This window comes from Vibrio phycocola, assembly GCF_053850235.1.
Genome location: NZ_JBSQDJ010000001.1, coordinates 192,796 through 210,152, shown reverse-complemented (window position 1 = coordinate 210,152; position 17,357 = coordinate 192,796). Strand labels below are relative to the sequence as shown.

General features: G+C 41.8%; 15 protein-coding genes. 10 read left to right on the top strand and 5 right to left on the bottom strand.

Annotated elements, in window-relative coordinates; translation table 11 throughout:
- The first annotated feature begins 290 nt into the window (after positions 1-290).
- Positions 291-1,547 (top strand): dicarboxylate/amino acid:cation symporter, encoded by a 1,257-nt coding sequence (locus tag ACWU4D_RS00965; protein WP_456049499.1) that lies wholly within the window; start codon positions 291-293, stop codon positions 1,545-1,547.
- A gap of 153 nt (positions 1,548-1,700) precedes the next feature.
- On the opposite strand, the gene ACWU4D_RS00960 is transcribed toward ACWU4D_RS00965, so the two are convergent.
- From ACWU4D_RS00960 to ACWU4D_RS00950, 3 genes are all read right to left on the bottom strand, one after another.
- Positions 1,701-4,310, bottom strand: coding sequence for an ABC transporter substrate binding protein (locus ACWU4D_RS00960; protein ID WP_456049498.1), 2,610 nt, complete (start codon positions 4,308-4,310; stop codon positions 1,701-1,703).
- A 266-nt stretch (positions 4,311-4,576) separates the two neighbouring features.
- Positions 4,577-5,080, bottom strand: coding sequence for an NlpC/P60 family protein (locus ACWU4D_RS00955; protein ID WP_456049497.1), 504 nt, complete (start codon positions 5,078-5,080; stop codon positions 4,577-4,579).
- Between the two features lie 72 nt (positions 5,081-5,152).
- On the bottom strand, positions 5,153-7,063 hold the full coding sequence (locus ACWU4D_RS00950) for a RecQ family ATP-dependent DNA helicase (protein ID WP_456049966.1): 1,911 nt from the start codon (positions 7,061-7,063) through the stop codon (positions 5,153-5,155).
- 352 nt (positions 7,064-7,415) lie between these two features.
- Here ACWU4D_RS00950 and ACWU4D_RS00945 point away from each other — a divergent pair, with 352 nt between their 5' ends.
- The 6 genes from ACWU4D_RS00945 to ACWU4D_RS00920 all read left to right on the top strand — a co-directional run bounded on the left by ACWU4D_RS00945 (position 7,416) and on the right by ACWU4D_RS00920 (position 11,904).
- On the top strand, positions 7,416-8,843 hold the full coding sequence (locus tag ACWU4D_RS00945; protein ID WP_456049496.1) for a sensor domain-containing diguanylate cyclase: 1,428 nt from the start codon (positions 7,416-7,418) through the stop codon (positions 8,841-8,843).
- Between the two features lie 129 nt (positions 8,844-8,972).
- Positions 8,973-9,515, top strand: coding sequence for a septation protein A (locus tag ACWU4D_RS00940; RefSeq protein WP_456049495.1), 543 nt, complete (start codon positions 8,973-8,975; stop codon positions 9,513-9,515).
- A complete protein-coding gene (gene yciA, locus ACWU4D_RS00935) occupies positions 9,512-9,913 on the top strand; it encodes an acyl-CoA thioester hydrolase YciA (RefSeq protein ID WP_456049494.1) in 402 nt (133 codons plus the stop codon). Before ACWU4D_RS00940 ends, yciA begins: the two co-directional genes overlap by 4 nt.
- An 87-nt stretch (positions 9,914-10,000) precedes the next feature.
- The gene (locus tag ACWU4D_RS00930) at positions 10,001-10,297 is read left to right on the top strand and encodes a YciI family protein (RefSeq protein WP_456049493.1); all 297 of its coding nucleotides are present in this window, start codon (positions 10,001-10,003) and stop codon (positions 10,295-10,297) included.
- Position 10,298: 1 nt separating this feature from the next.
- Positions 10,299-10,688 carry a type II secretion system pilot lipoprotein GspS-beta gene (gene gspS2, locus ACWU4D_RS00925; RefSeq protein ID WP_456049492.1) on the top strand — a complete coding sequence of 130 codons (390 nt, stop codon included), beginning with the start codon at positions 10,299-10,301 and terminating at the stop codon, positions 10,686-10,688.
- Between the two features lie 304 nt (positions 10,689-10,992).
- Positions 10,993-11,904: a LysR substrate-binding domain-containing protein gene (locus ACWU4D_RS00920; RefSeq protein WP_456049491.1), complete on the top strand. Its 912-nt coding sequence runs from the start codon at positions 10,993-10,995 to the stop codon at positions 11,902-11,904.
- A gap of 10 nt (positions 11,905-11,914) precedes the next feature.
- Here ACWU4D_RS00920 and miaE read toward each other — a convergent pair whose 3' ends face one another.
- On the bottom strand, positions 11,915-12,676 hold the full coding sequence (gene miaE, locus ACWU4D_RS00915) for a tRNA isopentenyl-2-thiomethyl-A-37 hydroxylase MiaE (RefSeq protein WP_456049490.1): 762 nt from the start codon (positions 12,674-12,676) through the stop codon (positions 11,915-11,917).
- Between the two features lie 180 nt (positions 12,677-12,856).
- On the opposite strand from miaE, the gene ACWU4D_RS00910 reads away from it, so the two are divergent.
- Positions 12,857-13,273, top strand: coding sequence for a GFA family protein (locus tag ACWU4D_RS00910; RefSeq protein ID WP_456049489.1), 417 nt, complete (start codon positions 12,857-12,859; stop codon positions 13,271-13,273).
- Positions 13,274-13,313: 40 nt separating this feature from the next.
- Complete coding sequence (locus tag ACWU4D_RS00905; RefSeq protein WP_456049488.1) at positions 13,314-13,898, top strand: DUF938 domain-containing protein; 585 nt, start codon at positions 13,314-13,316, stop codon at positions 13,896-13,898.
- Positions 13,899-13,967: 69 nt separating this feature from the next.
- Here the strand turns inward: ACWU4D_RS00905 and ACWU4D_RS00900 are convergent, their stop codons facing one another.
- Entirely contained in the window at positions 13,968-14,654 is a 687-nt protein-coding gene (locus ACWU4D_RS00900; RefSeq protein ID WP_456049487.1) for a hypothetical protein, read from the bottom strand.
- 390 nt (positions 14,655-15,044) lie between these two features.
- On the opposite strand from ACWU4D_RS00900, the gene ACWU4D_RS00895 reads away from it, so the two are divergent.
- Positions 15,045-17,354 carry a YgiQ family radical SAM protein gene (locus tag ACWU4D_RS00895; RefSeq protein ID WP_456049486.1) on the top strand — a complete coding sequence of 770 codons (2,310 nt, stop codon included), beginning with the start codon at positions 15,045-15,047 and terminating at the stop codon, positions 17,352-17,354.
- Positions 17,355-17,357: the final 3 nt, after the last annotated feature.

Below are 17,357 nucleotides of genomic sequence, written 5' to 3'. Positions count from 1 at the left end.
TTTTTATATTTACGTTATATATTCATCTTTATATCAAATAAATATCAGAATTATCGATTAACACTTAATCTCTCTCCCACTCTCTTGATTTTAGTCAATCAAACCAAATCCTCAGACGATACTCTAACAATTCATAATATTAACGCCATAATTTTGCATATTAATACAAACAATGCTCAATTCGGCGATAAAACTCATAATAAAATTTGTAGTTAAAAAGTTTAATTTAATAACAATATTTGGTTATTAATTCTTCAACGAGAACAATCAACTTTATCAGAGGTTACACTGTGTCAAAACAAAAAAGTTTACTAACCAATATCGGCGTTCAAGTCGTTATTGCTATGATCGTGGGTACCGCAGTCGGCGCTCTAATGGGGCCCCAAGCAGCTATGTTTGCGCCACTTGGTGCTATTTTTATTAATTTAATCAAAATGTTAGTCATCCCATTGGTCGCTGTAGCTCTTATCTCAGGCGCTGCAGGACTAGGAAATAGCCACTCAGCCGGTAAAGTTGGTGCGGTGACATTGGGTTACTTTGCGTTCACATCAGCTGCTGCCGTTGCTTTAGCGTTAGTGATGGGCATGATTTTCCAACCGGGTGTAGGTATTGATGTATCGAGTATTGAGAGCATGTTCTCGGCTGAATACGCGTCTAAAGGTGCATTACCAACATTTTGGGACACGATTGTTGGGATGATCCCGACCAATGTTTTCCAATCCTTGAATGAAGCGAACATTCTCCAGATCTTAGTCTTTTGTCTCTTCTTTGGTATCGCTATCTCGAAGCAAAGTGTTGAAAAGCGCACACCTATCATTAATGGCGTGAACACCATCGTCGATGCAATGGTATGGATGATTAACAAAGTCATGCTTATCGCACCACTTGGTGTATTCGGTCTCATGGCAGAAGCCGTTGGCACCTTTGGTTTCGGTGCTCTTGCTGTTGTCGCCAAGCTATTCGCGGTTTACGTTGCCGCTATCTTGATCTTCGGGTTTATCGCTTATCCACTGATGATTCAAATTTTCACCAAAACATCAGCGCGTAAATTCCTATCTGTAATGAAGAAACCTCAAGCGGTTGCACTGTCTACTGCTTCTTCAATGGCGACATTGCCAGTAACGATGGACGCTGTGGAGCATGACTTAGGTGTGCGTAATTCAACAGCCTCGTTTGTATTGCCATTAGGTGCGACCATCAATATGTCTGGTAACGCAATTTATTACGGACTTGTTGCAATATTCTTCGCTCAACTGTTCCACATTGATTTGAGCATGGGATCGTACATTGCGATTATTCTAACGGCGACGTTGGGCGCGGTGGGTCAAGCGGGTGTTCCAGGACCTTCATTCCTAGTGGTTGCGGTACTTCTGTCTGCGGGTATTCCAATCGAAGGGCTTCCTCTTCTGTTTGCTCTAGATCGCGTGTTCGACATGATCCGTACTGCATTGAACATCACTGGTGATGCAGCTTGTGCCGTTATTGTTGATTCATTAATTAACGATGAAGAAGCAAAAAACGTCGAGTACACCAATCAACAGGCCTAAACCGTATTTATAGGTAAAATAAACGATAAAAGCCACTGTTAAGGAGTATACAGTGGTTTTTTCAGTTTCTGAGTAACGATAATTTTAACGACGGAACAACGTGGTGTACTTACCAAAAATGATTATTAAGCTCGAAGGCTAAAAGTTACCTTTTTACATAGCCTGAAGCTTATCCGTGTGGTATTTATCAATAAAGCTTTTAACATCCTTCGATTCCAAAGGCACTGAATAATAGTAACCCTGAACCATATCGCAGTTAAACGAACTCAATGCTTCTTGTTGACTTTGTTCTTCAACACCTTCTGCAACTACTCTCAAAGACTTCATATGTGCCAAAGTTATCATTACCCTAGATAAATAGGCTTCGTAGTCGGTAGATGTAATGTTATCGACAAAAGACTTGTCAATTTTCAAGATATCGAATGACAGCTCTTTAAAATAACTTAAAGAAGAGTAACCCGTACCAAAATCATCCAACGCAATCCTAATGCCATACTCTTGGAGTTGCTCAAAAACTTTTCGGCTGTTTTCCATCGAAGACAGTAGTACGGTCTCCGTCACCTCCAAGCAAATATGTTTAGGAGCAATTCCTACTTCACTAATGATGTTAAAGATAGTGTCGCTGAAATACTGATCCATAACTTGAAGCGGAGATACATTGATGGAAACCATGATGGGGGCATCGGCACTCTCGTTGATCATTTTTGCAAATTTACAGGCTTCTTGAAATATCCACTGACCCAGTTCAACAATAAACCCCATTTCCTCAGCCGCGCTGATCAAGCGATATGGCGAAACCTGGCCCAATATCGGACTGTTCCAACGAATAAGCGCTTCAAGGCCCGTTACTTTGCCAGTACCTAAATCGATATACGGCTGATAATTCATTCGAAATTCACCTTTGCTGAAACCGTCTCTGACAGCATTTTGGAAATCCATTTTTTCAGACAAAGTGTTATTCATTGAATCATTAAAGTAGACAATTGTATTTCTTCCTCGATCCTTAGCTTCATAGAGAGCAAGATCTGCGAGTTGGATCAGTTCCCTCTGTTCTGGAGCATGTTCAGGAAAGAGTGCAACTCCAATACTGACCGTAAAATAGAAGGAATTTTGATCAATGGTGATCGGATTTAAAAATAGGCTTTGGATCTCTTGGATTAATGGATCTAACTCCTTTTCACTATCATCATAGTGAACACAGAAGATAAATTCATCGCCACCAAATCGTCCAATATGAACTTTATCGGACACATATTTGTTGAGCAGGTCACCTGTGGCTTTAATAATTCGATCGCCCATATCATGGCCATGGGTATCATTGATATTTTTGAAATTATCCACATCGAGAAATAGAATCGCGAGCTTCTCTTGACTATGGGCTTTCTTTATAGCGTTGTCTATGGTTTCAGATATAGAAAAACGATTTTTAAGACCAGTTAGATTGTCGATATTGATCAGTCGATAAATGTGCTCTTCCTGTTCTCTGATGTTGTCAAAGGCAGTAGTAAGATCCTTATTATTTGCCGAGAGTTCATTATTGGCCTGTACAAGTTGTTGTTTATTTTTTAGTAGAGTAAATTCAATTTTTTTTCTTTTTCTTACATTAAGAACCAAATAGAAAATAATCACACCTTGGATCAAAAGAATGAATATCGTCGCTAATATGTATTGCCGATATTGTTGGAAGAATCCCATTTCCTTGCCTAGCAGCTCTGTTCCTTTTGGAAGGAGGCTTTCATCGTAACCATAGGCCTTTAATACATTGTAATTAACCATATATTTATTTGGACTGTTCTCCACCAAAGGGATCTGACTAATGTCGGCACCTTTAAGGATGTCGGTAACTAACTTCGCTGCGGTTACGCCCTGTTCAAAGTGGCTAACAATTTTACCACCAATAAGTCCATCAGGAATCCCCCAGTAATAGGTGTGATATACAGGTTGATTGACATTGTCCAAAACTAATTTAAGTCCTTCACTGAAGGATATCGTTGTGCCCGTTATATCTCTATAGGCTGTTAGGCGAATGATAATATCTTCTGGACCAAGTTTAGAAATAGCATCAGCAAAATTGGCAAATGTCATTTCTGAAAGGTCGATATGAGTCATTTCCATATCAGAGAACAAGTCACTTTGTTCATAGAATATGGCTAAATCTTGAACACCTGAAGTCGTCTTATCAGCCAAGGCAACAATTCTTTTAGCATTTGGGTTGAGCTGTTTAGCCATGGCTAATGTATCAGCCATAGATATTTCCTCAACGACACCCGTAACCATAGGGTTTTTACTGTATTGCCTCGCGTTCTCGAGGTTGTTGACACCCAGAAATACAATGGGAGTGTCTGGAAAGTATGTCGAGCGTTTCTCCATCAGGTAGTTTGTGGCATTGTCATCGGCAACAATAACCGCATCATAATCATCTAGCTGGCTAAGTTTATAAGAAAAAAGTTGGTCGAAATGGGTAACATTTGCTTCTCTATTGAGGCGCTTACTATCCATAAATTCGATATCAAGCTTGATCTGATTTTCAGAGAAAATCGATTTAATACCATCGACTTGTGGGGAAAAGGTCTCAAAGGAAGGCGAATAAGAGCTTAGATACAGAACATGTTTATTCGCCAAGTTTATTTTATTGTCATTGAGTGCAGCATAGAGCGGAGATACTGAAAGCATTACCCCGATCAACAGAATAAAGGTTATAGCTAAGAATCTTAAATGTCTCACTGAATTAACTTGAATAGTTTGGACATATTGACGTTTCATATTTCGTCCTGTTAAGAGCCACTTTTTCTGAAAACAAGACAGTAAACTTAGAAGTCAGTGGTTTAATTCCGTTTAACATCAGACCCGAAATACGTCGAAGAAACGGATCGCTTTTTCTTTATTATAGAACACTCCCGCAAAAGATTTATGCGTTTTTCATAGTTGGTCACTACATTGGTGTAATGTTAGTACCGGTTGCGTAGAGTAATGCATTACTACCACGTGATACTTCTGGGAAACTGGAACAACAAAGACAGCATTATAAATTAAGCCATCACTCTTCTAACCTGCCAAAAATGGCTCTGCCAATATGGGTTCGTCAAAAATGAAATGATCACACCTTTCGATTCTGACGCATGAAGAAACTGATTATCACCTAAGTAAATTCCAACATGGCGAGTATTAAACCCTGTTTTAAAGAACACCAAATCCCCAACTTTCATCTTCCGTGGTGAGACTTTAATACCGACTTTTACTTGAGATGACGTGGTTCGCGGTAGTGTCAGCCCCAAACGCTCCAAAAAGGTCAAATAAACGAAACCCGAACAATCAACACCTCGGCTGCTCAGTCCACCATAGACGTACGGCGTTCCTTTCCATTCGCCATAATGGCCCAACAAACGTTGTTTGACCGACTCAGAATCACCAAGAATTTCACGTTTAGGGCTAGAGGTAGCAGTATGGAAACCTTCTCGTTCAGGGCCCATGCTACAACCTACCAATAGAAACATGGAAAAAATAAGGATGACGCCATTTTGTCGAATTTCCATTATTTCTGTACCTTTAAATAGGGTTGCATGATTCTCTCTCCGTGATGATATTAGAGTTAAGCATACACTAAGTTATAGCAGTGTCTTCACCACTTCGCTGACTTGCGCAAAGGGATAAAACTCCAAGGTTCCAAAGCCTTCCATCTTACTGCCTTTCAATTTTGTGCTCAGTGGCGTGGTGATTCCACATAAAAATCGCGTTAACGCTTTTTCTGTTAATGGCTGTGTACTGGCTTGAATATACGGCTTGATCCAACCTTCAATTTGTTGAACATCAAGATCGGGCAACGTTCTTCCGCTCAATGTCGCAATCTCTCCTTGGCATACCGAGCAGTGGCCACAACGTTGCGGTGCTTGAGTATCAGCAAAGTAGCTCGCTAACGTTGAACTCAAACATGCTCTACTTTGAAAGAAGTCGAGCATCATCTGAATTCGATTAATTTCGCTCTGCTCTTTCTTCTCAAATAACTGATACAGATCATCCACCAATTGTGACTTAGACTGCTGACGGTCTAGAACTTTATACACATCGGTTATCTGCTTACTCTCAAGATCGATCCAACCTTGCTGATGAAAATAATCCAATGCCGCGACAACGCGCTTGCGTTCCGTTTGATAACCTATCCATAACGCATCGAAGTCTACGCTGTACCAAGTTTTAGCTTTTGGACAACACGCAAAAAGTGATTCAACAAACTGACGACGCTCACCTTCAAAGTGGCTCGTGATGCTGTCGATGCTTTGATTTAACTTAAAACGATACGTCGCGAAGTAACTAAATTGGGATTGAATAATCGATCGAAGTTCAAGATAAACCAACAGAGTTTTCAGCGGCAACTGGCGAACATAACTCTCGCTCGACAGGCGTGTCATCATCACTTCCCAGCTTCCTGTTGATGCCATGATGTCATCGACGACATACTCAATCGAAGCTTTGTCTGGAGTATCACCATAAATGAAGTTTTCCAATACATTTAGACTATCGGTATTGGCCAATATCGTACATTGCGACACCTTTCCATCTCGCCCTGCCCGACCGATTTCCTGAGAATAATTCTCTATTGATTTAGGTAAGTCATAGTGAATCACCTGACGAATATCCGCTTTGTCGATGCCCATACCAAACGCAATCGTAGCAACGATGCAATTAGAAGAACCATTCATAAACTCTTGTTGAATCGATTGCCGTATTTCGTGCTTTAATCCGGCGTGATACGGGGTGGCGTCTACACCGATACGCTGTAATCGACTGGCAATGATTTCCGCTGTTTTCTGTAATGTCACATACACTATGGCTGGAGCATGAGAATTTTGAGTTAACAGCTTAGCTAACTGGTCAAATTTCTCTTCTTCGGTACACGGTATGACCGAAAGATGCAAATTCGGCCGATAAAACCCAGTCACTGTGATGGCATCTGGCGCAATATCAAACTTTTCGCTCATATCCGTAATAACTTGAGGTGTAGCTGTAGCGGTTAGCAATAACACCTGAGAAATATTGAGCTGTTGACGATAATACGGAAGCTTTAGGTAATCAGGCCGAAAATTATGGCCCCATTCCGAAATACAGTGTGCTTCATCGACCACTAACAAAGAGATGGGCACTTGGGAAATAAATTGACGAAAACGCTCATTCTTCAAGCGCTCCACAGAAATCATCAGTACTTTCAACTCGCCACTTTTTACCTGCTGCATAATGGCTTGCGTGCTTTCTCTGTCTTGAGTCGAATCGATGCTCGCTGCGGCGATTCCTTTACTGTGTAGAAACTCCAATTGATCACTGATTAAGGCCAACAGTGGAGAAATCACCAACGTTAAATGAGGTAACATTACCGCTGGCAATTGATAACACAGTGATTTCCCCGAACCAGTAGGAAAAATAGCCGCGGCTGATTGTCCGTCTAAAATATGTTGAATAACCTCAGATTGACCCTGGCGTAAATAGTCGAAACCAAAGTATTGTTGCAGCGTTTGTTCCATCATTATTGTTCCATTCTTCATTAACTCACCAATGGGTCGTTTTATGACTCAATATTATAAAGATTACAGATAAACACAGTATAAAAATAATCCAATAAACGAACGTCTTAAAAATCACGATGTCGCTCGCAGTGCTACCAGAGTCATACTTTGTCAAAGCCAACATACGCACTTCAATTATCTAAAAGCTAGTGAGAATAAATAAAATACTCATTGAAGCGATACCGTGGAGGTTTCGTATGCTATAACTCAATAGAGTCACCGCGATTTTATATTGGCATATGCGTGAGTTTTTGTTTAGATTTCATCTTTATCATCGACTTTGCCACAGAGCATTGCATGGAATACATTAATAATGACAAAAAGTAAATTTACTTGGCTATTAGTCAGCCTCATCATGATCGGTTTTTTTATCACTGGATTGGTAAGTTATCGAATCGCTCATGACACGCTCGAAGTACAAATCAAAAACGACTCATTGCCACTCACCAGTGATAATATTTACTCTGAGATTCAACAGGACTTAATCCGTCCTATCTTCATTTCATCCTTGATGGCTCAAGACACATTTGTACGTAACTGGACCCTATCGGGTGAATCTGACACAAACGAGATTATTCAATACCTCGGTGAAATAAAAAAACAGTACAATACCGTTACGGCTTTTTTCGTCTCTGACCTAACCAAAAATTATTATCACTATTCGAGTATTTTGAAAAAAGTCGACGAAAACAATGATCATGATTCTTGGTATTTTCGAGTGAAAAACCTAGGTGCTAATAAAGAGTATGAAATCAACATCGATCATGATACCGCGAACCCAGACCAAGTCGTAGTTTTCGTTAATTATCGCGTCTATGACTTTGAAAATAATTTTATTGGTGTCATTGGTGTTGGCTTAAGCTCCAACACTGTGGCTGAGTTAATCGAAAAATACAAAATGCGCTATGAACGTGAAATTTTCTTCATTGACGACACTGGAATGGTCACGCTTCAAGGTTCAAAACCACTCAGTTTTAGCTCGATTCAACAGAATGAAGGCTTAAAAACGCTAGCTCCTGAAATTCTCAGTAGCTCAAATATGAGTGGAAGCTATATCGATGAAAATGGGTCTACAATCTACATAAGCACTCGATGGGTAGAAGAATTCCAGTGGCACATTATTGTTCAACAAATCGACCGCTTCGATAATAACTCCTTCTTTCGTTCTCTTTTTAATAACTTTGGTATCAGCGTTCTGGTTTCCTTGCTCGTCATATTCGTTGCTCAATTAAGCTTTAGAGGTTATCAATCAAGATTGGAACAGATGGCAACCGTCGACACGTTAACAGGTGCATATAATCGCCAAGGGTTTGATACTTTAGTCGCGAAATCGATGAAAAACGCCAAACACACACACTCACCTTTGACCATTGCGATGCTAGACATTGACCACTTTAAATCGATAAATGACAAGTTCGGACACCTGACCGGTGACAATGTATTACAACAGGTCGCAAAAACCTGTCAGAGTGAATTGCGTAAAGAAGATGCTTTCTGCCGTTGGGGAGGCGAAGAATTTATTGTCATTCTACCTGGCTTAAATATTCACGACGCGACTCGAGCCATGGAACGATTAACACGGTCAATTGAACGTCAGCCGTTCGACCCTAAGGTCACCGTTAGTATTGGTGTTTCGCAACTACAAGAAAAAGAAACAGTGCCTTCTCTTATACGTCGTGCCGACAAAGCAATGTACTTGGCTAAAGAGCAAGGGCGAAATCAGGTGTACTCTGATCGATAGAGGCTTTGCATTTTACTTATCGTAATTAAAGTCTAAGGTAAGTAAAATGTAAGTGAACCATTCAAACTATTCAGAAAACATGAAAACTCCGTTAGACTGTCGACCATTACGTGTATTTATGGAATTGTTATGAAACAACTACTCGACTTTCTACCGCTACTTGTCTTTTTTGCTTTATTTAAACTCTACGATGTTTATGTCGCTACTGGTGCCCTGATCGTCGCTACCTTTCTCCAGTTGGTCATCACTTATGCGATCACTAAAAAAGTCGAAAAAATGCAGGTCATTATGTTCGGAGTTATCACCGTGTTTGGTGGTTTAACCATATTCTTGCATGATGACAATTTTATAAAATGGAAAGTCACTATTGTTTACCTCTGCTTTGCTCTCGCGATCGGCGTTAGCCATATGATGGGTAAGTCACTAATCAAAAACATGCTTGGAAAAGAGCTCACTCTTCCAGACCAAGTGTGGGGAAAAATTAGCTGGGCATGGGTGATATTCTTTATCGCCTGTTCATTATTGAATATCTACGTTGCATTTAATTTACCGCTAGAAGTTTGGGTGAATTTTAAAGTCTTCGGTTTGTTAATCGCGACATTAATTTTTACGGTACTTACTGGTGTTTATATTTACAAGTACATGGATAAAGAAGAAGAACCAAATCAATGATTGATGATACTCAAGACCCTAAAGGTCAACTCCTTTCACGCACACTTGCAATGCCCGCTAGCACCAATGCGAACGGTGATATTTTTGGCGGGTGGATCATGTCACAGCTCGATCTGGCTGGGGGGATTCTCGCCAAGGAGATATCCTGTGGCCGTATCGTTACGGTTTCGGTTTCGAGTATTACTTTCCGCAAACCTGTCACTGTGGGCGATGTCGTCTGTTGCTATGGTGAATGTGTAAAAGTGGGGAACTCTTCGATGTCAATTGAACTCGAAGTATGGGTGAAGCCGATTCTTGAAGATGGGATTGGTGCTCGATTTATGGTTTGTGAAGCGACCTTTAATTATGTTGCGGTCGATTCTGAAGGACGTCCTCGGAAAATAACCCGATCGTGCTAACTCTTTTTTCTCTTTGTTACGCTCTCTTTACTCACTTACGATATAGTGAGTGATATTCAAATTGACCGACTCTTTAAGGAACTTGAAATGTGGTACGTCATTTTTTCTCAAGATATTGAAAACTCGCTGGAAAAGCGAATGAGTGTTCGTGCAGCTCATTTAGAGCGCTTACAAAACCTTCGCGATGAGGGTCGCTTACTCACTGCCGGTCCAATGCCTGCTATTGATAATGAAAATCCAGGTGAAGCTGGTTTCACGGGTTCAACCGTCATAGCAAAGTTTGATTCACTGGAAGAAGCAAAAGCATGGGCAGACGCCGATCCTTATATTGATGCGGGTGTGTATGCGAACGTGATTGTAAAACCATTTAAACAAGTATTTTAATATGAAAAAATTTATTTTCCTGCCTTTGATGGCAGTATTATTGTTGGCTGGGTGTAGTAGTAACGATGCGGATAAGTTGGAAATTCTAACGCTTCAACGTGCTCAAACACTGAATTCTCAGCTTCCAATTGAACGAGGCCCACTCTCGATTCTACGAGCTTTAGCACAGAAAAACGTGATTGAATTAATGATGATTTATAACACGGATACCCCTGGCGCTCCCACTATCGATCAGCTCATCGCAACCAGTATCAACAGCTATTGTACTGACCCAAGTACACTAGAAAACCTCGATGCAGGTATTAATTATCGCATCAAGGTTCGAAATACTCGCGGCCAATTGATGACCGACCAGATAATCAGCAAAGCCGATTGCATCGACACACAATAACCTGATTTGCCCAACCTCAATGACTTAACTTGAGATTGGGCTTCCTCATTAAGCTAACGCTACTTCTGTTTCCGTCCAACCTGACATCTTGAGTCCACAATCGGGATTAGCCCTTAATCTGGATGGCTAAAATATAAAGATATTAATCACCTGTATAATGTCCAAGCATTCAACATGTATATCAATAAAATTCATGTTGTAATTTTTATCTTTAAATTTATTAAAATTAATTAGAGTTATATATTTACACGCTGAGGACAAACCGTTAGGTTAAACAAGCCTTGTTTTGAATAGAGCCATTCGAATGATTGAAATTAAACACTTAAGAACATTGGTTTCATTACGTGATACCGGGTCACTCACTGCGACCGCAAATGCGCTTCACCTCACTCAATCAGCGCTCTCTCATCAGTTAAAAGATTTAGAATCTCGCTTAGGTGGGCAACTATTTTTACGTAAAACCAGACCAGTTCGGTTTACCTCGGAAGGTGAGATATTACTAACGTTAGCGGAAGATATTTTACCCAAACTCGCTAAGGCTGAGAATGATATTGTCAGCCTAAAAGAAGATGTGAATGGACGCCTACATATGGCCATCGACTGCCATTCTTGCTTCCAGTGGTTAATGCCCGCATTAAAAGAGTACCAAACTGCATGGCCAAGTGTAGAGCTCGATTTTTTATCTGGGTTTGGTTTCGATCCCCTACCTGCTCTGCTAGCGGGTGAACTCGATCTACTCATTACCTCAGACATTCAGCCGCGTTCAGAAATTCATTACGAACCTCTATTTGATTTTGAAATGCGGTTAATCACATCAACTCAACACCCGCTTGCTGAAGTCGACGTAATCGAACCTCATCACCTTAAAGATCAAACGATGCTTGGCTATCCCGTCCCCAAACAAAGATTGGATGTGGTGAAGCATTTCTTAATGCCCGCGAATATTGAGCCAAAGAACTGGAAACAGGCAGACAACACCTTAATGCTTGTGCAAATGGTATCCGCAGGGCTTGGCGTTGCGGCATTACCTAACTGGGCAATTAGTGAGTTTTCACGCCAAGGGTTGGTCTGCAGTAAACCGTTAGGAACAGGATTGTGGCGTCGATTATTTGCTGCTACGCGCAATAGTGAAAAAGAAAAGCGTTACTTACAAGCTTTTTTCACTACAGCGCGCCAGCAGTGTCGCAGTCATCTCGAGGGCATTAAAATCGCCTAAGCCGAATCATCTAGGTAAGAACTGGGGCACCTGAATGGAAGCGAAACTCAGAATCATTGGAACTCATTAACTCTGCTTCGACATTCGAAAAATGCTCAATTCGCTCAGAGATATCATCACCAGCAATCTGCTCGGCAAGTGCTAAATAATCTTGGTAATGCCTTGCTTCGGAACGCAGCAGTGAAATATAGAATTTACCAATATCAGTAGCTAGATGCGGCGCCAGTTTCGCAAACCGTTCACAAGAGCGAGCTTCAATAAAAGCGCCAATGATCAGTTTATCTATCAATGCTGCGGGCTCAAAAGTGCGCACGTGTTGAATCATTCCCTTAGCGTAGCGGCTCGCCGGAATGGGGCGATACTCTAAACCTTGGGCTTCTATAATCTCCAACACTTGATAGAAGTGATGTAACTCTTCACGAATCAACAAAACCATTTTATCAATCATCTCTTGCCCGTATGGACAGTTTTGTTTTGGTTTGATTGATTTAGATATATTACTCTTGCCTTTAAGAGACTCCAGACTGCCAATGCGCTTGTATGCGAAGAGCTCATAAGGTTCAACAAGTTCATTGATTTGCTGTTTGCCTTCGTCCGTTAGAACGTAACGTTTTAAAAGGAATACTGCACTCTGCGCCGCTTTCAATTCACAGAGTAAATGATCCCGCAAAATGACCGATAGATTTTCGGGTTTACGAGCCTCTTCAATCCAAGAGTCAGGTGTTGAGCATTTAAGGAAGGAATGAATCGGTTGTAATAATTCTTGGTACATAATGAGTCGAAGTTTGGAGATAACATTGCGCATATATTATCACGACTGCACGACATTAGATGGTAAGAATACGCACATTTATCGTTTTCAAGCTACTCCTCCTCTGCATTCCAATTGACCGAAACACCACATTGCCTCAGTATGTTTAATGATACACAAGACGCAAGCTAGGGAGAGCATATGAGTAACACATACAAAGGGAGCTGTTTGTGTGGTGTCGTAACATTTACGGTAGAGAGTTTTGATGAACGAGTCGCGCATTGTCACTGTTCAATGTGTCGTAAATTTCACGGTGCCGCCTATGCAACACTAGTGGGAGCCTCTGGTTTAACCTGGCTTTCTGGTTGCGACTATTTAAAAGAATTTGTCGCTCCCAATGGCACCATAAGAACATTTTGCAGCGAATGTGGTTCAAGTATCGGCTTCCGAACTAAAGGCGTACCATTGAGTCACATAGAACTCGCAATTGCCACCTTCGACGAACCGATTCCGACTCAGCCTGATGCGCATATTTATACTCAATACAAAGCAAATTGGTGTGAGCTACACGATACCCTACCTAAGTTTAAGGAAGGTAGAGATGGTCCACGAACTTAGCAACCCCAAATTTCATTCAAAACCTTTTAGGTAGCATTTAATGACAAAACGTTTTTCCGACTCATGTGAGAGAAATCAAAACCCTATTTTAGAACAGATCGCGATCCATTTTAATCGTACTCAACATGTGTTGGAGATCGGTTCAGGAACGGGCCAACATGCGGTATTTTTCGCCAAACACCTACCCCACCTCGTCTGGAATACAAGTGATATGCTTGAAAACCATGCCAGCATCAATGCGTGGATCGCCGATTCAAAGTTACCGAATGTGACTCCTCCGTTCGATTTCCATTTTGGAAAGAACAACTGGCCTGACTTACAGGTTGATGGCATTTTTACAGCAAACACAACCCATATTATGCAGCGACATGATGCCAAGCTAATGATGGAAACGATTGGAGAAAACCTACAAGCTGGAGGTCTATTTTGCCAGTATGGGCCAATGAAAGTAGACGGTGACTTTACCAGCGACAGCAATCGCGAATTCGATATTCATTTACAGAAAAATGGATATGGTGGGATTCGGGACATTGATGAATTAACGGGGTGGGCATCAAACCTCAGCCTCACCCAAACCATATCAATGCCAGCGAACAACTTCTTACTGGTATGGAAAGCCGCATAACGAACCATGGCGAGCCGGTATGCCCTTAGGACTTTATTCTCTCTCAAGCGCAATCATCGAGAACACGTTCTAATGGGAGATAAGTGTGATAATGGCGCTTGTTGATGTTAAAAGCAGCCCTAATGAGACGACGAGAGGCCATTTTGTTGGTGTTGTTGAACGAATAATCGGCCAAATCCACACAACGATTGAAATGATCATCACGATGAACGCAAATAAAATCGTAGGAATCGCCTGTTCAAGCTCTTGCTCAGATAGGCTTGTACCTAGCGGAATTAAGCAAAGTGAGAGGCACATTGCTGCGACAACGCCTGCACAAGGAAGAAGTTTATGAAAGGCTTGCAAGCGAGTTCGCGCGATGACCAATAGAAGGTGCCCTAAAGATGCCCCTAGCAGGATTACAAATAACACCAAGGAGACCATCATCAACCACTGCCCTGACGAAACCAGCTGCATCACAAACATTAAACCCGCTAGCACGTTGACACCGAACAGCAATTTAATTGGCCCTGATCCGCGCGTCTTTCCCGTTTTCACTTGGCTAAAATAAACCAATAGTAGTGCTCCTACCGCTAACGACGGAAGCATTGTGATCCCTGAAATCCCCCAGCCAATTGCAATAACCGGCAACGTCTTATGGATGCGCCCACGCTGACCGGGGCAAATATCGCCTTTTTCAAGAATCAGAGTTAATAGTATCAATGTACCAAATAGCATCGGTGGTAAAAGAGCAAACACAGCGTCAAGTTGTAGCATCTAAATCAATCGTCCAACACAAACCAAATTAATGGAGCGAACTATAGCAGCCTTAATAGCGAAGATGCCAATTCTGAGGCTTCAAATTCGATATTTCCTTTTTGCGATCCGACGTTTGATATCCTGCCTATCTTGTTTCGCCCTTCTTTTTTAACATAAGCGGTTAGACATAAACTGTTACTGAATACTTGACTTATTTTCTGAAAAACACACTTTAAGGTAAACGAATTTGGTGTAATCCACTCAGTTCGTGATAAACTCCATCGCTATTTTTTCATTGATTGATTTTTGTACTATATAACAATCAGTCGATGGGAACCTCTTTATGAGACCCTATATTCTATAAGGCTTTGAATACTTTCTAGCCATGCGAGCAAAAACGACGTTTTGATGAATATTAAGAAGATTAATGAATACAGACAGTACTGGGCTAGTTGCTACGGCACCGCTCCATTTCTTCCAACAAACAAAAAGGAGATGGAACAGCTCGGTTGGGACAGTTGCGATATTATCATCGTAACAGGTGATGCGTATGTCGATCATCCAAGTTTTGGCATGGCCATAATTGGTCGCTTGCTCGAGTCCCAAGGTTTTCGTGTCGGAATTATTCCCCAGCCAGAATGGAATAATAAAGATGGCTTTATGGCGTTAGGAAAACCCAATCTGTTTTTCGGTATCACTGCCGGAAATATGGATTCAATGATCAACCGTTACACATCAGACAAAAAGCTTCGCCATGACGACGCCTATACCCCTCATAATGAAGGTGGAAAAAGACCAGATCGTGCGACATTAATCTACTCTCAACGCTGTCGAGAAGCCTATAAAGGCGTTCCAATTGTGATCGGCGGCATTGAAGCCAGTTTACGTCGAGTCGCGCACTATGATTACTGGTCAGACAAAGTACGTCGCTCTATCTTGCAAGATTCCAAAGCTGATATCCTCTTATTCGGTAACGCTGAACGCGCCTTAGTAGAAGTTGCGCATCGCCTTGCTGACGGTGAAGAGATTTCAGCACTGACACGTATCCGGGGTACGGCAGTGATGCTGTCTCAAGCACCTGAAACGATGCGTATTATCGACTCATCTCGTATTGAAAAGCCGGGCAAAGCTTATGTTCCGGTTAATCCTTATGAAGTGGAAACTCAGTGCGAAACAACAAAAAAGGCGGAAGAAGCGAAACCACAACCCATTACCATTCGCCCTTCGAAACATGATGCTGAGAATACGGCGGTACGGATACCTTCATTTGAAAAACTGGTAAATGACAGAATCTTATATGCTCATGCCAGTCGAATTCTTCATTTGGAAACCAACCCGTATTCTGGACGAGCACTGGTTCAAAAACACGGAGATCGTGAGCTTTGGGTCAATCAGGCGCCTATTCCTCTTTCCACAGAAGAGATGGACTTTGTCTTCGATCTTCCATATGCCCGAGTTCCTCACCCTCGCTATGGTAAAGCTAAGATTCCCGCTTACGAAATGATTAAGACCTCTGTCAATATCATGCGTGGTTGCTTTGGCGGTTGTTCGTTCTGTTCGATCACTGAACATGAAGGTCGTATTATTCAAAACCGATCTCAAGAATCGATCATTAATGAATTAGAACAGATTCGCGACAAAGTTCCGGGATTTACTGGCACGATATCGGATCTTGGTGGCCCAACAGCCAATATGTACCGCCTAGGTTGTTCCGATCCAAAAGCCGAAATGAACTGTCGTCGTCCATCGTGTGTGTTCCCTGGTATTTGTCACAAATTAAATACCGATCACAAACATACGATTGATCTGTACCGAGCAGCACGAGAAGTCAAAGGCGTTAAGAAAGTATTAATTGCATCAGGTGTGCGTTATGACCTTGCCATTGAATCACCTGAGTATGTTAAAGAGCTGGTAACCCATCATGTGGGTGGATACCTTAAAATAGCCCCAGAGCATACTGAGAAATCACCCCTTGATCTGATGATGAAACCGGGAATGGGGACTTATGATCGCTTCAAGGAGATGTTTGAGAAGTACAGTGTTGAAGCAGGTAAAAAGCAGTATCTGATCCCTTACTTTATCTCTGCTCACCCTGGAACAGAAGATGAAGACATGCTCAACCTCGCTTTGTGGCTTAAAGGTAACAACTTCGAATGTGACCAAGTCCAAAACTTCTACCCATCGCCAATGTGTAATGCTACCGCGATGTATTATTCAGAAACCAATCCTCTAAAACGAGTTAAATACAAAAAGCGTGAAGATGTGACGGTCGCGAAAGGCGAGCGCCAGCGCCGGTTGCACAAGGCTTTATTACGTTATCATGATCCGCAAAACTGGCCGATTATTCGTGAAGCACTGACGTCAATGGGGAAAGCCCACTTGATTGGTGATAAGCCCAACTGCCTTGTACCTGCGGAAGATTTGAACAAACGCACGCCAGCACAACGTCGCCAATCGGGTCGTCACGGTGCCAATCGCTTTGCAACGAAACACACCAAGACACAACCTGGATTTAAACCACTGGCAGAAAAAAGTGGAGAGTCCACGCACAATTCAAAACGAAAAAAGGGCAAATCAACTTCGAACAGTCAAAGCCAGAATAAATCCAATGGTAAAGCCAATACCAACGGAAACAGACAAGGTAACGACAGTCGAGACAACTCAAATAGAGGCCAAAAACGCAAGCCCGTTCGCCAGCGTTCCATTCGCCAGAGTTAATCT

Coding starts and splice junctions, on each gene's coding strand:
- ACWU4D_RS00960 (WP_456049498.1), bottom strand. CDS start 4,310: ATGAAACGTCAATATGTCCAAACTATTCAAGTTAATTCAGTGAGACAT.
- ACWU4D_RS00955 (WP_456049497.1), bottom strand. CDS start 5,080: ATGGAAATTCGACAAAATGGCGTCATCCTTATTTTTTCCATGTTTCTA.
- ACWU4D_RS00950 (WP_456049966.1), bottom strand. CDS start 7,063: ATGATGGAACAAACGCTGCAACAATACTTTGGTTTCGACTATTTACGC.
- ACWU4D_RS00945 (WP_456049496.1), top strand. CDS start 7,416: ATGACAAAAAGTAAATTTACTTGGCTATTAGTCAGCCTCATCATGATC.
- ACWU4D_RS00940 (WP_456049495.1), top strand. CDS start 8,973: ATGAAACAACTACTCGACTTTCTACCGCTACTTGTCTTTTTTGCTTTA.
- yciA (WP_456049494.1), top strand. CDS start 9,512: ATGATTGATGATACTCAAGACCCTAAAGGTCAACTCCTTTCACGCACA.
- ACWU4D_RS00930 (WP_456049493.1), top strand. CDS start 10,001: ATGTGGTACGTCATTTTTTCTCAAGATATTGAAAACTCGCTGGAAAAG.
- gspS2 (WP_456049492.1), top strand. CDS start 10,299: ATGAAAAAATTTATTTTCCTGCCTTTGATGGCAGTATTATTGTTGGCT.
- ACWU4D_RS00920 (WP_456049491.1), top strand. CDS start 10,993: ATGATTGAAATTAAACACTTAAGAACATTGGTTTCATTACGTGATACC.
- miaE (WP_456049490.1), bottom strand. CDS start 12,676: ATGTACCAAGAATTATTACAACCGATTCATTCCTTCCTTAAATGCTCA.
- ACWU4D_RS00910 (WP_456049489.1), top strand. CDS start 12,857: ATGAGTAACACATACAAAGGGAGCTGTTTGTGTGGTGTCGTAACATTT.
- ACWU4D_RS00905 (WP_456049488.1), top strand. CDS start 13,314: ATGACAAAACGTTTTTCCGACTCATGTGAGAGAAATCAAAACCCTATT.
- ACWU4D_RS00900 (WP_456049487.1), bottom strand. CDS start 14,654: ATGCTACAACTTGACGCTGTGTTTGCTCTTTTACCACCGATGCTATTT.
- ACWU4D_RS00895 (WP_456049486.1), top strand. CDS start 15,045: ATGAATATTAAGAAGATTAATGAATACAGACAGTACTGGGCTAGTTGC.